Raw genomic sequence first — 15,303 nt, 5'->3', positions numbered from 1 at the left:
CAAAGTGATAAAGCGCATGGCATATGGATTTAGGGACTCAGAATACTTTTTTCTGAAAATCAAGGCGGCCTTCCCCGGAAAGCCGCGATGAACCTAAAAAAACCCGGCGCAGGGCCGGGTGACGGGATGAGAAGGTGGGGTCAGGAGGCCAGCAGCGCCAGGGCCGGCTGCGCGTTGCCCGGCATCAGCCGATAGGCCTTGTGGTGCTTGACCAGGGTGGTTTTCTTGTTGCCCTGGCTCAGCAGCAGGCCCCGGGCAAATGCCGCCTCGGCCAGTACCTGCTCGTCCCCGCGCACATAGAGGGTGAGGGGCTTGACCAGCTCACCTCCCTCGATATGGCCCTGATACTCGCTGGCCGAGATGATCAGACTGGATTGCCCCTGGCTCAGCAGCCGCTGCCGGGTGTGCAGTTCGCTGTCGGTGAACACCAGCCAGCCCGCCCCCTCCAGCGCCAAAAGCAGATCGGCCAGGCGCGCCCCCAGCTGTACCGGCTCATACATGGCACGCTCATACTGGCGCTGCACCCGCTCAAGCAGCCCCTTGAGATCGGCCCCCGCCCCCAGCGTCCGCCCCAGTTGCACCCAGGCCTTGAGATCCTCCATCACCAGCCGGGAGAAGCGTTTCTCCTTGAGAGAATCCGCCATCCAGGTACAGAGAAAGTGGCTCTCCTGGGCGGGGGTGCGTTTGCCCGTCTTCTGGGCGGCGGTGCGCTCCAGCTCCGCCAGGCTCTGGCGGGCCATCTCGAGCAGGGCCTGATTGTAAGCAGGAAGGGTCATCTCGGATCCTCTGAAACGGGGCGGCCAAGGGGCCGCGTCATCGACAGCACAAAGGCGCCAGTGGCGCCTTTGGAGAGTAAACGCCCCTCCCCGACCGGGAGGGTGCGACGTTGCCTTATTTCGGCTGACGGGGCTTCTTGGCCGCTGCCAGACGCTTGAGGCGCTGACCTTGCAGTTTCGCCTCGGCCATGGCCTGGGCGGCGGCATTGTCTTCACGCTGCGGGCGCTTGCCGAAGCGGCGGCGCTCCTGCAACTGCTTGATGAGGTCGTCACGGCTGCTCACCTCGTAACCCGGCACCATGATACGGCGGATCTTCTGGCCGATGAGGGCCTCGATCTCCAGCAGGGTGCGCTCCTCCTCGCGACTGACGAAGGAGATGGCCATGCCGCTCTTGCCAGCGCGACCGGTTCGGCCGATACGGTGTACGTAATCTTCCGCGAGGAACGGCAGATCATAGTTGACCACGTATTCCAGGCTCGGAATGTCCAGGCCGCGGGCGGCCACCTCGGTGGCCACCAGCACCCGCAGCTTGCCTTCGGTGAATTCACGCAAGGCGCGGCGACGGCTCCCCTGGGCCTTGTCACCGTGCACCACGGCAGACTTGATGCCGTCGAGGTTGAGCTCCTCCACCAGTTCATCGCAGCTCTCGCGGGTGCTGGCAAACACCAGCACCTGCTGCCAGTTCTGCTTGCCGATAAGCTCGGAGAGCAGCTCGCGCTTGCGCTTCTGTTCCACCGGATAAACGGTGTGGCTCACGGTGTCGGCAGTGGAGTTCTGCTTGTCGACGGCCACCACCTGGGGTTTGTCCAGCATGAGGTTGGCCAGCTTTTTCACCGCCTCGGAGAAGGTGGCGGAGAAGAGCAGGTTCTGGCGGGTCTTGTTGACCGCCTGCAGGATCTGCTGCACATCGGCGCTAAAGCCCATGTCGAGGATGCGATCCGCCTCGTCCAGCACCAGGGTCTCGACCCCGGAGAGGCTCAGGTTGCAGGCGGTGAGGTGCTCGAGCAGACGGCCAGGGGTGGCCACTATGATGTGTGCGCCCGCTTTGAGCTTCTTGGCCTGCACATCCTGTTTGCCACCACCCACGATGGTGAGGGTAGTGATATCAAGATACTTGGCGAAATCGTTGATATTGCTCGCCACCTGGGCTGCCAGCTCGCGGGTCGGGGTCAGGATCAGCACGCGGGCATTGGAAGGTTGCACCGGCGCCGGGTTGTCTACCATGCGTTGCAGGATGGGCAACGCAAAGGCGGCGGTCTTGCCGGTACCGGTCTGGGCACTGGCCAGCACATCGCGACCACGGCGAATGGCCGGGATGGCCTGGCTCTGCACAGGGGTCATCTCCTGATAACCGCAATCTGAGATGGCGCGCAAAATCTCGGGGGCAAAATCGAACGATTCAAATCTCATGTTGGGTTCCTGTGTTCCAGCGGAGCTGTAGTTGGCGTGGGTGGCCTGGGCCGGCGTGTGGCCTGGCATCGGCGAGGCGTGGAGCCAAGGACGGCTGGGTCTGACATCAGATCAGAAGATGAGCCGGAAAATGGCGGGCGCGAAGTGTAACAGATAGGCGACAGGAATGCCGCCTCAAATGGCCTGTATTTTTCCGGGGGCTGCGCTCTCCAGACGCGGCAGCAGGCGCAGCCCGGGCAGTGAGATCAGCGCACCCGCTTGCTCGGACGCTTGAGCAGCCGCATGCCGATGGCCGCCACCGCGATGACGAACAACCCGAAAGAGGTGACAAGCAGGCACTTGGTCAGCAGCTCCTGATGATGGGCAAAGACCGGGGTCGCCATCACCATCTTGCCGGCCATGCTCAGCACCAGGGACCAGAGGAAGGCGCTGGCAAAACTCGCCACGGCCACCCGCAGCAGGTGCAGGCGGGAGACTCCCATCAACATGGGGGTCAACACTCTCACGAAGGGGATGAAACGGGACACGAACATGGCCCAGAAGCCGTAACGATCCAGCAGTCGGGAGGCCCTGGGCAGGCTCCCTTCCGGGATCATTCGCTCCACATGGCCCATGAAACGGGTGCCATGCAGTGCCTGCCCCTGCCAGTAGGCGAGCACGCTCCCTATCCCGGCCGCGAGCGGCAGATAGAGCAAGGTCACCTCGGGCCCCAGCACCCCCATGCCCACCAGACCGCCCGCCAGCAGCACCAGGCTGTCACCGGGCAGGGGCAGAAAGACGAAGCTCGATTCAAGGAAGAGGATCACCACCAGACAGGTGACGAGCAGACCGATTGCCTGCATTTGTATAAGCTGATCAAAATCCTGATGCCATATGGCAAGCAGCATGTCCTGCATCTGGTGTGACTCCCATCAACGTAATGCGCATTCGTCATGATGACCCGAAGGCCCCGTCTGGTAATCCATCCCTGCTACCACCCCAATGTTCGTATGGGAGGCCTCTTATACACCCGGGGAACTGAACAATAAATTAATGTCTGTGATTTCTGCCCAGCGGTTCACCCTTCTCGCCCCCCCCTGCCCCCGCCAAAGCGAGGGCAGCTTGGCCCATCAGGCCAATGCGCACACCCCAAAACAGGACGGGCCTGCCCTTGCCAGGCTGCCAAGCCAGATGAAACCCGTTACAGTGTGAACATGCCCCAATGGACGGGGTACTCATGGAGCCAGGTATGGCAAGACAGCTCTCTTCTCACACACTTTCCTTGCTGGCGGTGCTTGTCGGCGTCTCTGCCGGTCTTGTGACAAAGGCCCGTGCCAGCGACGAGAGCCTGGTGCAACAGCGCGCCAACGCCGTCGTCTCCCTCATGAGCTACGCCGTGGTGCCGGATATCACCGCCAGCAACCTGGATATCGGCAGCGGCACCAACGACACCTCCGCCCTCACCATCACCCAGCTCGGGGGTGGCGCCACCCTGAGCGAGGATGTTCCCCTCTATCTGGAGGGCACCCTGGGTTACAGCCGCTACGATCCCCAGTTCGTGTTCACCGATGGCAACGAGACCCGCACCATACCCACCAAATGGAACAGCCTGAGCGCCACCGGCGGCATCGGCTGGGATATCGGCGTCCACCGGGATCGCTTTGGTGGCAATCTGGTGCTGCGGCCCATCGCCAATGTCACCCTGGGCACGGTGGCCAGCGACCTTCGCATCGGGGCCGCCCTGCTCGAGCACAGGAGCGGCCAGAATCTGGACTTCCTCGATGGCGGCAACCTCAATGTCTATGGCCTCGGCGGCTCATTGATGCTGGACTATGAACTCTTCTCCGCCGCCCAGGACATCGATGCCGAGCTGCGCTACTCCTACCAGCATCTGCAAAGCTTCACCGGCACCGCCGAGAGCGTCAGCGGTCAGGCCGATGCGGAAAACCTCGGGCTTTACCTGCGCCGCCGCGCCCCCCTGTGGCACTGGACCCTGCTGGACAGGCCCCTTCGCTACGTGCTGGAAGGGGCCAGAACCGAATACCTGGGGCAGCAACGGGGGCTGCTCGGCTTCAACAGCCTCAACTCCCTGGGACTTGGCCTCGAACTCGACAGCAGCAAGTACGACATCTTCATCACCCGCACCCGGCTGGTGGCCCGCTATATGTTCAGCAACAGTACCAGCGGCTACTCCATCGGACTGGCGATGAGTTTTTAGCGCAGCAAGGCGACATGAACCGTCCCCATCACCAAATCTCTGACTGAACGCACATTTGACTCCATTGCCGCTATGAGGTCCCACCTGTATCTCCTAGCATGGGGATACGGACGGTGGGTGAAGACGTGAAGCAGAACCACGCCGGGGATTGTGGTCAGGCTGACTGCCTACTGTTGAGCAGAGAACACATGACATTTCCAGGGACAGGGAGCTTGTTATGGCCAAATTTCTGAATACCAGCGCAACCAACTATTTCCTCGAAGAGCTGATAAAGGATGCCAAGGAGCGGTTAATCCTGATCAGCCCCTTTCTCAAACTCAATGACAGGATCAAGGAGCTGCTGACCGACAAGAACCGGCTCAAGATCGATGTGCGGATCGTCTATGGCAAGAGCGAACTCCAACCGGAAGAGATCAGCTGGCTCAAGGAGCTCACCTATATCCGCACCAGCTTTTGCAAAAATCTCCATGCCAAGTGCTACCTCAATGAGGAGATGTGTATTGTCACCAGCCTGAACCTCTACGAATTCAGCCAGGTGAACAACAACGAGATGGGGGTGTTGATCCGGCGGGCGGATGACAGTGAGCTGTACCGCGATGCCTACGATGAAGCCCAGCGCATTATTCGGGTGAGCGAGGAGGTGCGCATCACGTTGGAGCGCGTCGCAAGCGACAGTGACCCGCAGGACAACGTGGCCGCTCATGCAGGTACAGCACCGGTTTGTCCAAAATGCGGCACAACCATGGTACTGAGGACCAGCAAACGGGGAGATACCAAGGGCAACAGCTTCTGGGGCTGCCCCGAATACCCCAAGTGTCGCAGCATCATCCCCATCGAGACTCATCCCTGACCGGGATCTGTGAAGGCTAAATCACATGGATATCACTGCTGCCATAGCGCCGCTGCTGACTCAGCTCTGGTTTCTCCTGCCACTGCTGTTGATTGCCACCCTGCTCAAAACGGCCTGGTTCAAAGGGATGGTCGGGGAGTGGTTTATCAATCTCTGTATTCGGCTCTTTCTCGACAAGCGGGAATATCGCCTGCTCAAGGACGTGACCCTGCCCACCCCCCAGGGCAGCACCCAGATCGATCACGTGATCGTCTCCCGCTTCGGGCTATTCGTGATTGAGACCAAGAACATGAAGGGCTGGATATTCGGCAACCCGACCCAGAAAAGCTGGACCCAGCAGATCTATCGCCGCAAGCACAGCTTCCAGAACCCGCTGCATCAGAACCACCTGCACATGATGACCCTCAAATCCCTGCTGGGGCTCTCAGACAACCAGCTTCACTCCGTCATCTTCTTTATCGGCGGCTGCACCTTCAAGACCCCTATGCCGCAGAACGTGATGAACCGCGGGCTCATTCGCTACGTCAAGGGTATAACCACGCCGGTATTGGCCGAGAGCGAGGTCGCTCACGTTGTCGACACCATTCAACAAGGGCGACTTGCCGCCAACTGGCAGACTCACAGACAGCATGTCACCCAGCTCAAGACTCGTCATGCCGACCCATCCGCCAACCATGTTTCCACCCGCGAACCTGTCAGGCAATCAGTTGCAAACCCACCCTCACAGAGCGTATCGCCACCGGACAATCCACCCCCGATCTGCCCCAGATGTGGCAGCACCATGGTATTGCGCACTGCCGGTCGAGGTGACAACAAGGGAAAACCGTTCTGGGGATGCCATGAATTCCCCACATGCAGGGGGACCAGAGCGCTGATGAAGTAGATGGGAAGGCTGAACGACGGAGGCATAAAACAAAGGCGGCCAATTGGCCGCCTTTGTTATTTCAGCAAATCAGCGGATCGTTGCCATCTTCTGCACGCAGCGCTGCTCGCGCTCATCCACCCGCTTGGCAAACCAGGCGGTGGTGAGGTTGCGGGTGATCTTGGGGCTCTTTAGCTGGATGCCGGGCAAGATGGCGCGGGGTTGCCGTGTCCCGGCCTGTTTGTCGGCCAGGGCGAAGACCCTGTGGTAGAGATCGCTTTTGGCAAAGTCGCTGCTGTCCCCGAGCTTCAGGCTCTGGTGAATGGCCTGCTTGCTCATGTTGACGCGGCTGGCGATGCTGTGCACTGCGAGCTCGGTCTTGCCGGGCAAATCCGAGTCGTAGCGGATGAGATCCCCGTCCAGGGCCAGGGGCTTGCCACTCACCCGGCTTACCGCCGCCTGGAAGGCCGCATTGCGGCTCGCGTACCAGCCCGCATTGAAGTCGGCGAAGCGATAGAGGGTATCCGGGTAGTCGGCGGGATAGCCGAAGATGTGTTTGGTGCCAAACCAGATGCCGCCCCGACGAGTGAACACCTCGTGGCGAACGGACTCCTTCACGGGATAGGGGTAGCCACGGGCGTTGGCTTCGGCAAAGGCGACGCTCACCTGCATGGGGCCGCCGGTGCGCACCGGGTTGAGGTTGCCAAAGAGCTGCTTGCCCATGGGGACGCTGCCTATCATGTCTTCGAAGATCTCGCTCATCTCCCGCTCGGTGCGAAGTTTGTCGATGCGCTCGGCATAGCTCTTGCCGGTGGGGGATTGGATGGAGAGGGCCGTGCGCACCATGAACTCGGGGATGAGCAGCTTGCTGGCCCGGGCATTGATCTCCTTCCAGGCAATCTTGTTGAGGTTGGGCACCACGGGGTCCGCCTGATAGGTCGCCTCCTGCTCCGCCACCGCCAGCACGCTGCAGACGTTGTGATCGCTCACCGTCAGCCCCTGGGTGGTGAGCGCCGTCACCACGTCATTGGCCCAGCCCGGCTTGTCCACCACGTTGCGCGGAAGGAAGCGCACGATACGGCTCTTCATGTCGGCCGGTTTTTGCGGCAGCATCGCCTTGGGAATGGGGCGCCCCGCCGGCGTCGCCGGGCTGGTCGGGGCGGGAGGCTCGCTGGCACAACCCGACAGCAGGGCAAGGGTAAGCAGTGACAACCAGCGCCAATGGGCATGAAACAAGGAGTGAGAGGGGATCATGAAGGCTTCCTGAAGAGCGGGACCTGCCCCTCATCACGAATGAGAGGGCTCGAATGCATGGAGGCGGACATTGTAGGGAACAAGTCTGACAAGATGAAGGCGGATGAACCTGCTGGCCCGCTGGCTGCGGCATCCCCTGGCGTCATCACGCCAGCTCCACCCGGTTGCGTCCCAGGTGCTTGGCCTGATAGAGGGCAAGATCGGTGCGCTGGAGCAGGGCATCCACTCCCTCCCCGCTCTGGCTGATACCCAGGGCAAGGCTCACGGTGAATCTTACCCCGTCACCTGAGACCAGCTCTTCGGTCGCGCACCTTATCTGCTCCGCCAGCGCACGGGCCTTGTCGCCCGTCATGCCGGGCAGCCAGATGGCAAACTCCTCTCCCCCAAGGCGTGCCACCACCCCATCCAATGGGCAGAGCTGGCGCAGCAGGGTGCTGAATTCACGCAGCACATTGTCGCCGATGGCGTGGCCATAGCGATCGTTGATCAGCTTGAAGTGATCGAGATCCAGCAGCAGGAGCGGCGTCCCCTCCTCTCCGTGCGCCTCCAGCACGGCGCGAAACGCCCGGCGATTGGAGAGCCCGGTCAGCTCGTCTGACATGGCGAGGGAGGAGAGCCGCATCTGGGTGCCATACATCTGCTGCACCATCAGCAGCACACCCCAGGCCGAGGCCAGCATGCCGATCGTGCGCAGGCTATCTTCCACCGTGGAGAGCCACCAGGGCTGGAAATAGGCCTCATCCATCAGATCGATGACGCCGGAGACGAGCCAGAGGGTCAGCCCGCCGGTGAGGGAGAGATAGGTTCTCAAGGTGATCTGGGCACACTGCACCACCCAGAACATGAACAGCAGGGTCAGCACGTTGAGCGCTTCGGCCAGAGCCCCGACGGTATAGAGGTTGTGCTCCGCCAGGGGATCAAAGCTGACCCCGGCCAGGATCCCCGTCAGCAGCAGCAGACAGGGCAGGCTCACCAGCGCGAGACGACGGCAGGGAGGAAGCGAGAAGAACCGGGCGGGGTGAACGGATAACCTGAGGGGAGTCTTCATCATGTTTTGGGCTCCAAGCGCGCATGTCTTCTATCCCGAATGGCAGCCATTGGCTGCCATCGCCAGCGAACCCCGACGGCATTCCTGGTGGCAAATCACTGATATTGTGGGCCGATTTTTCCATAAAAAACAATTCCCTCACCATATGGGTCAGGGGATTGTTGCAACAGGGACGGCGCGATCTGCCGTGACATCGGGGTGGGTGGCCCTTCCCTGCTCGCCCTCACGGCAAGCGGGCAGTGCCGCCTCAGGCGCTCTGGCGCAGGGCCTGATGCTGGGCGGCGCCGTTGATCACCGCCTGCAGGGAGGCGTTGACCACGTCGCGACCGACGGCGACGCCACACATCCGGGTGCCCTCGACGCTCAGCAGCACATAGGCGGCGGCGCGGGATTCGGTACCGGCGGTGAGCGCATGCTCGGAGTAATCCAGCACATCGATGTGCATGCCGGTCTGACGCTGCCAGCCGTTGACCAGGGCGGTGATGGCTCCCTCCCCTTCACCGCACAATTGCAGGGTGCCGTGGGGGGTCTGCAACTCCAGGCGCAGGCTCTCCTGACTGTCATGACCGAGCTGGAAGCGCCCGATGCGATAGCCGTGAGCCGGCTCAAGATAATGCTGCTCGAACAGGGTGCGGATCTGCTCCGGGCTGATTTCGCTGCTGCTCGCCTCAGCCTCGGCCTGAACCCGGCGGCTGAAGTCGATTTGCAGCCAGCGCGGCAGTTGCAGACCGAGGTCACGCTCCAGCAGATAGGTCACCCCTCCCTTGCCGGACTGGCTGTTGATGCGGATCACCGCCTCGTAGCTGCGACCGAGATCGGTAGGATCGATGGGCAGGTAAGCCACGTCCCAGTAGTGATCCGGTTTTTCTGCCGCGAGAGACTTGCGGATGGCGTCCTGGTGGCTGCCGGAAAACGCCGTGTAGACCAGCTCGCCGGCATAAGGGTGGCGCGGGTGCAGGGCAATCTGGGTGCAGGCCCCCACGGTGGCGACGATGGCATCCATGTCGGACAGGTCCAGCTCGGGGTCAATCCCCTGGCTGTAGAGGTTCATGGCCATGGTGACGATGTCCATGTTGCCGGTACGCTCCCCGTTGCCAAGCAGGGTGCCCTCGATGCGATCCGCCCCCGCTAGCACCGCCAGCTCGGCGGCGGCCACCCCGCAGCCTCTGTCGTTGTGGGTGTGGATGGAGATGCTCACCTCGGGTCGCGCCTTGAGGTGTCGGCAGAACCACTCCACCTGATCGGCAAACACGTTGGGGGTGCTCACCTCCACCGTGGCGGGGAGGTTCAGGATCATGGGACGGGCAGCGGCACGCCACTCGTCGATGACGGCGTCACACACCTCGACGGCGAACTCCACCTCGGTGCTGCTGAAGCTCTCCGGAGAATACTGGAAACTCCACTCGGTGCCCGGATTGCGGGCCGCATACTCCCGCACCCAGCGCGCCCCCTGCACGGCGATGGCCTTGACACCGTCCTTGCCTGAGTTGAACACATAGTTGCGCTGGGTCGGGTTGACCGAGTTGTAGACGTGAACGATGGCCCGCTTCGCCCCCTTGAGGGCCTCGAAGGTGCGGGCGATCAGATCTTCGCGCGCCTGCACCAGCACCTGGATGGTGACGTCATCGGGGATGAGGTTGCGCTCGATGAGTTCGCGCACAAAATCGAAGTCTGGCTGGGAGGCCGCCGGGAAGCCCACCTCGATGTGCTTGAAACCGATGTGGGTCATCAGCGCCCACATTTGCAGCTTCTGGGCCACCGTCATGGGCTCGACCAGCGCCTGGTTGCCGTCGCGCAGGTCCACGGCGCACCAGAGCGGTGCCCGCTCCAGTACCCGGTTGGGCCACTGGCGATCCACCAGGTTGATCACGGGGGCACGGCGGTATTTGCAATGATCGAAGCTCATATTCAGATTCCCTTGACGGATGGGCGAGGCGCCGGACGACCGGGCCGACAGGCGGGTGGGGCAAGGAGGGGAAGCGGGTTGGTGCGGTAACACCGTCCCTGACGAGTCGCACGGCGGTAACCCCGCGACCGGTTTTCCTGCGGCCCCCGTCGGTCACCGGGGCCGGCCACGGCAGCCGGATCGGGCTGCGGGCGCTGATCCTCTCGCACGCCACCTTTCGGTGTGTCGGCGCAGACGACCTTGTTTGTATGAGCACCCAGTATAGGGAGGTCGTGGGGGCGAGAGATTGCGAAGATTGCACCCCACCAGGCCAACTGAGCAATATTGATGCAGTGAATCTCCAATAAAGGGGTGAGTATCACCACCCATGATGCATTATCCGCCATCTCACCCATCTTCCTTGCTGGCGCCCCCACCGGGAGTGGCTGGGCGCAGGCAATAAAAAACCCCGCCATTGCTGGCGGGGTTTGCGTGCATCGAGCGGGCAGCGTGCTGCCGGTGCTCTTAGCGGTTGTTCACCCTCTCGTGCAGCTCCTGCACCGAGTTGACGTTGGCGGTGGCATCCACGCTGATGGCCATGCAGGTGGCGAAGGCCGCGTGCAGCGTGGTGGTGTAGGCCACCTTGTGCTGCAGGGCGCCGCGGCGCAACTGCTTGGAGTCCTGGATGGCCTGACGACCCTCGGCGGTGTTGACGATGTAGGTGTACTCGCCATTCTTGATGCGATCCAGAATATGCGGACGACCCTCGTGCACCTTGTTGACCAGACGCGGGTTGATGCTCGCCTCGCCCAAGGTCACGGCGGTGCCGTGGGTGGCGTCGAGGTCATAACCCAGCTCCAGCAGCTTGGCGGCCAGGTTCACCACCCGCTCCTTGTCGCTGTGGCGAACGGAGAGCAGGGCACGCCCTTCGCTCGGTACCTGGTGACCGGCACCCAGCTGCGCCTTGGCATAGGCCTCGGCGAAGCTGCTGCCCACCCCCATGACTTCACCGGTGGAGCGCATTTCCGGACCCAGCAGCGGGTCCACGCCCGGGAACTTGGCGAACGGCAGTACCACTTCCTTCACCGAGTAGTAGGGCGGGATGATCTCGGTGGTAAAGCCCTGTTCTTTCAGGCTCTGACCGGCCATGACGCGGGCGGCGATCTTCGCCAGCGGTGCGCCGGTGGCCTTGGAGACAAACGGCACGGTACGGGCGGCACGGGGGTTCACCTCGATGAGGTAAATCTCGTTGTCTTTCACCGCGAACTGCACGTTCATCAGACCGACTACGCCAAGTTCCAGCGCCAGTTTGCGCACCTGCTCGCGCATCTCGTCCTGAATCGCCTTGGACAGGGTGTAGGGCGGCAGGGAGCAGGCGGAGTCACCGGAGTGAATGCCGGCCTGTTCGATGTGCTCCATGATGCCACCGATGACCACGTCAACGCCGTCGCAGATGGCGTCCACGTCCACCTCGGTGGCGTCGTCCAGGAAGCGGTCCAGCAGCACAGGCGACTCGTTGGAGACGCTCACTGCCTCGGCGAAGTAGCGGCGCAGGTCCTGCTCGTCATAGACGATTTCCATGGCGCGGCCACCCAGCACGTAGGAGGGGCGAACCACCAGCGGGTAGGTGATGCGCGTGGCCAGTTGCACGGCCTGCTCCAGGGCGGTGACGGTGCCGTTTTCCGGCTGCTTGAGCCCCAGGCGCTCGACGGCGGACTGGAAGCGCTCGCGATCTTCCGCGCGGTCGATGGCATCCGGGCTGGTCCCGATGACCGGCACGCCGTTGGCTTCCAATGCCCGCGCCAGTTTCAGCGGAGTCTGGCCGCCGTACTGGACGATGACGCCCTTGGGCTGCTCGACCCGCACGATTTCCAGCACGTCTTCCAGGGTCACCGGCTCGAAGTAGAGACGGTCGGAGGTATCGTAGTCGGTGGAGACGGTTTCCGGGTTGCAGTTGACCATGATGGTCTCGTAACCGTCTTCACGCAGAGCCAGGGCCGCATGCACACAGCAGTAGTCGAACTCGATGCCCTGACCGATGCGGTTCGGGCCGCCACCGATGACCATGATCTTGTCGCGGTTGGTGGGGTTGGCCTCGCACTCCTCGTCGTAGCTGGAGTACATGTAGGCGGTGTTGGTGGCGAACTCGGCCGCGCAGGTATCGACCCGCTTGTAGACCGGGAAGATGTTGTGGCGGGCACGCAATTTACGCACTTCACCTTCGGCCACGCCGAGGATCTTGGCCAGACGGGCGTCGGCAAAGCCTTTGCGCTTGAGGGCGCGCAGGAAGTCGGCGTCAAGACCGGCCATGCCGCGCTCTTTCACCTGCTCTTCGAGCTTGACCAGCTCTTCAATCTGCACCAGGAACCAGGGGTCAATCTTGGTCAGCTTGAACACGCCGTCCATGGAGAGGCCGGCGCGGAAGGCGTCGGCGATGTAGAAGATGCGCTCGGCACCAGCATCCTGCAGCTCGTGACGGATGCGGGTCAGGGAGTCGGGGGCGTTCAGGTCAACCATGGGGTCGAAGCCGGTCTTGCCGGTCTCGAGACCACGCAGGGCCTTGTGCAGGGACTCCTGGAAGTTGCGGCCGATGGCCATCACTTCACCCACGGACTTCATCTGGGTGGTCAGACGGTCGTTGGCACCGGCGAACTTCTCGAAGTTGAAGCGCGGCACCTTGGTCACCACGTAGTCGATGGCCGGCTCGAAGGAGGCCGGGGTACGACCACCGGTGATGTCGTTCATCAGCTCGTCCAGGGTGTAACCGATGGCGAGCTTGGCGGCGATCTTGGCGATGGGGAAACCGGTCGCCTTGGAGGCCAGCGCAGAGGAGCGCGACACCCGCGGGTTCATCTCGATGATGACCATGCGGCCGTCTTTGGGGTTGATGCCGAACTGGACGTTGGAGCCGCCGGTCTCGACACCGATCTCGCGCAGCACCGCCATGGAGGCGTTGCGCATGATCTGGTACTCCTTGTCGGTCAGCGTCTGGGCTGGCGCGACCGTGATGGAGTCACCGGTGTGGATGCCCATGGGGTCGAAGTTCTCGATGGCGCAGACGATGATGCAGTTGTCGTTGCGATCCCGCACCACTTCCATCTCGTACTCTTTCCAGCCGATGAGCGACTCGTCGATGAGCAGCTCCTTGGTCGGGGAGAGATCCAGACCGCGCTCGCAGATCTCCACGAACTCTTCGGTGTTGTAGGCGATGCCGCCGCCCGAGCCACCCATGGTAAAGGAGGGACGGATGATGCAGGGGAAGCCGACCATCTGCTGCACGCCCCAGGCCTCTTCCATGTTGTGGGCGATGCCGGCACGGGGGCACTCGAGACCGATGCTGCGCATGGCCTTGTCAAAGCGGGAGCGATCCTCGGCCTTGTCGATGGCGTCGGCGGTGGCGCCGATCATCTCGACACCGAACTCCTTGAGCACGCCATGCTGCTCCAGCGCCAGGGCGCAGTTCAGCGCAGTCTGACCACCCATGGTGGGCAGGATGGCGTCCGGGCGCTCTTTCTTGATGATCTCGCGCACCACTTCCCAGGTGATGGGCTCGATGTAGGTGGCGTCGGCCATCTCCGGGTCGGTCATGATGGTGGCCGGGTTGGAGTTCACCAAGATGACGCGGTAGCCCTCTTCTTTCAGGGCCTTGCACGCCTGGGCGCCGGAGTAGTCGAATTCGCAGGCCTGACCGATGACGATGGGGCCGGCGCCGAGGATCAGGATGCTCTGTAGGTCGTTACGTTTTGGCATGGCTCTCTTTATCCTCTTAGGCGCGATACTGCTTAATCAATTCAATAAAGTGGTCGAACAGACCGGCACAATCGTGCGGGCCCGGGCTCGCTTCGGGGTGACCCTGGAAGCTGAAGGCCGGACGGTCGGTGCGATGGATGCCCTGGAGCGACCCATCGAACAGGGAGACGTGGGTGGCACGCAGGCTCTCGGGCAGGGTCTGCTCGTCCACCGCAAAGCCGTGGTTCTGGGCGGTGATCATCACGGTGTTGTCGTCCAGACTCTTCACCGGGTGGTTGGCACCGTGGTGGCCGAACTTCATCTTGATGGTCTTGGCGCCGGAGGCCAGGCCCAGCAACTGGTGGCCCAGGCAGATACCGAACACCGGGGTGCTGGTATCAAGGAAAGCCTTGATAGCTTCGATGGCGTAGTCGCACGGCTCGGGGTCGCCGGGGCCGTTGGAGAGGAAGATGCCATCCGGGTTCATCGCCAGTACCTCGGCGGCCGGGGTCTTGGCCGGCACCACGGTCAGGCGGCAGCCACGGTCCACCAGCATGCGCAGGATGTTGCGCTTCACGCCGAAGTCGTAGGCCACCACGTGGTATTTCAGCTCATCGGCCGCCGGGATGACGTGACCCTTGCCGAGCTGCCAGCTGCCTTCAGTCCAGCTGTAGGATTCGCTCACGGTCACTTCCTTGGCCAGGTCCATCCCCTTCAAACCGGGGAAGGCGCGGGCCTGTTCGAGGGCATGGGCTTCATCGAGCTGCTTGCCGGCCAGGATGCAACCAGCCTGGGCGCCTTTTTCACGCAGGATGCGGGTCAGCTTGCGGGTGTCGATGTCGGCGATGCCAACGATGTTGTGGGACTTGAGGTAATCGGAGAGGGATTGCTGATTGCGGAAGTTGGAGGCCAGTATCGGAAGGTCCCGGATGATGAGGCCCTGAGCATGGACCTGACTGGACTCTTCATCTTCGCTGTTGGTGCCGGTGTTGCCTATATGGGGGTAAGTGAGGGTAACGATCTGACGGGAATAGGAGGGATCTGTGAGGATTTCCTGATAACCCGTCATCGACGTGTTGAAAACCACTTCACCAACGGAACATCCCTCGGCGCCTATCGACACGCCTTTGAACACAGTTCCATCTTCCAGCACTAGCAATGCAGTGTGATTCAAGACAACCTCCAGTTATTTAGCTTTAAATTCAGCAATTTACCTGGGTGTTGCGGGCTCGGTTCCGGTCTTTGACAGGACTCGAACCCGGCAGATTTCTGGCAAATTGGGCGCATTCTA

At 62.1% G+C, this 15,303-nt stretch carries 11 protein-coding genes; 3 read left to right on the top strand and 8 right to left on the bottom strand.

What is annotated here, in order from left to right:
• Positions 1–140: 140 nt before the first annotated feature.
• The 3 genes from AB5Y64_RS04760 to AB5Y64_RS04750 all read right to left on the bottom strand — a co-directional run bounded on the left by AB5Y64_RS04760 (position 141) and on the right by AB5Y64_RS04750 (position 3,083).
• Positions 141–776, bottom strand: a complete 636-nt coding sequence (locus tag AB5Y64_RS04760; protein ID WP_210538642.1) for a DUF2913 family protein — start codon at positions 774–776, stop codon at positions 141–143.
• Between the two features lie 115 nt (positions 777–891).
• Complete coding sequence (locus AB5Y64_RS04755; protein ID WP_039040376.1) at positions 892–2,187, bottom strand: DEAD/DEAH box helicase; 1,296 nt, start codon at positions 2,185–2,187, stop codon at positions 892–894.
• 245 nt (positions 2,188–2,432) lie between these two features.
• A complete protein-coding gene (locus tag AB5Y64_RS04750; protein ID WP_039040377.1) occupies positions 2,433–3,083 on the bottom strand; it encodes a DedA family protein in 651 nt (216 codons plus the stop codon).
• Positions 3,084–3,415: 332 nt separating this feature from the next.
• On the opposite strand from AB5Y64_RS04750, the gene AB5Y64_RS04745 reads away from it, so the two are divergent.
• The 3 genes from AB5Y64_RS04745 to AB5Y64_RS04735 all read left to right on the top strand — a co-directional run bounded on the left by AB5Y64_RS04745 (position 3,416) and on the right by AB5Y64_RS04735 (position 6,117).
• Entirely contained in the window at positions 3,416–4,384 is a 969-nt protein-coding gene (locus AB5Y64_RS04745; RefSeq protein ID WP_113977430.1) for an autotransporter domain-containing protein, read from the top strand.
• Between the two features lie 217 nt (positions 4,385–4,601).
• Entirely contained in the window at positions 4,602–5,234 is a 633-nt protein-coding gene (locus AB5Y64_RS04740; protein WP_052816477.1) for a topoisomerase DNA-binding C4 zinc finger domain-containing protein, read from the top strand.
• Positions 5,235–5,259: 25 nt separating this feature from the next.
• Positions 5,260–6,117, top strand: coding sequence for a nuclease-related domain-containing protein (locus tag AB5Y64_RS04735; protein ID WP_244813023.1), 858 nt, complete (start codon positions 5,260–5,262; stop codon positions 6,115–6,117).
• Between the two features lie 69 nt (positions 6,118–6,186).
• Here the strand turns inward: AB5Y64_RS04735 and AB5Y64_RS04730 are convergent, their stop codons facing one another.
• From AB5Y64_RS04730 to carA, 5 genes are all read right to left on the bottom strand, one after another.
• The gene (locus AB5Y64_RS04730; RefSeq protein WP_244813022.1) at positions 6,187–7,350 is read right to left on the bottom strand and encodes a DUF1615 domain-containing protein; all 1,164 of its coding nucleotides are present in this window, start codon (positions 7,348–7,350) and stop codon (positions 6,187–6,189) included.
• A 145-nt stretch (positions 7,351–7,495) separates the two neighbouring features.
• Positions 7,496–8,401 carry a GGDEF domain-containing protein gene (locus AB5Y64_RS04725; protein WP_010675186.1) on the bottom strand — a complete coding sequence of 302 codons (906 nt, stop codon included), beginning with the start codon at positions 8,399–8,401 and terminating at the stop codon, positions 7,496–7,498.
• Positions 8,402–8,645: 244 nt separating this feature from the next.
• Positions 8,646–10,304 carry a 2-isopropylmalate synthase gene (leuA, locus tag AB5Y64_RS04720; protein WP_368203372.1) on the bottom strand — a complete coding sequence of 553 codons (1,659 nt, stop codon included), beginning with the start codon at positions 10,302–10,304 and terminating at the stop codon, positions 8,646–8,648.
• A 504-nt stretch (positions 10,305–10,808) separates the two neighbouring features.
• Positions 10,809–14,033, bottom strand: a complete 3,225-nt coding sequence (gene carB, locus AB5Y64_RS04715; RefSeq protein WP_368203370.1) for a carbamoyl-phosphate synthase large subunit — start codon at positions 14,031–14,033, stop codon at positions 10,809–10,811.
• A gap of 16 nt (positions 14,034–14,049) precedes the next feature.
• Complete coding sequence (gene carA, locus AB5Y64_RS04710; RefSeq protein WP_104453099.1) at positions 14,050–15,186, bottom strand: glutamine-hydrolyzing carbamoyl-phosphate synthase small subunit; 1,137 nt, start codon at positions 15,184–15,186, stop codon at positions 14,050–14,052.
• Positions 15,187–15,303 lie beyond the last annotated feature (117 nt).

Source organism: Aeromonas sp. R5-1, assembly GCF_040908265.1.
Classification (GTDB): Bacteria; Pseudomonadota; Gammaproteobacteria; order Enterobacterales; family Aeromonadaceae; genus Aeromonas; species Aeromonas caviae.
The sequence above is the reverse complement of the archived record's forward strand: the minus strand, read 5'-3'. Positions and strand labels throughout refer to the sequence as shown.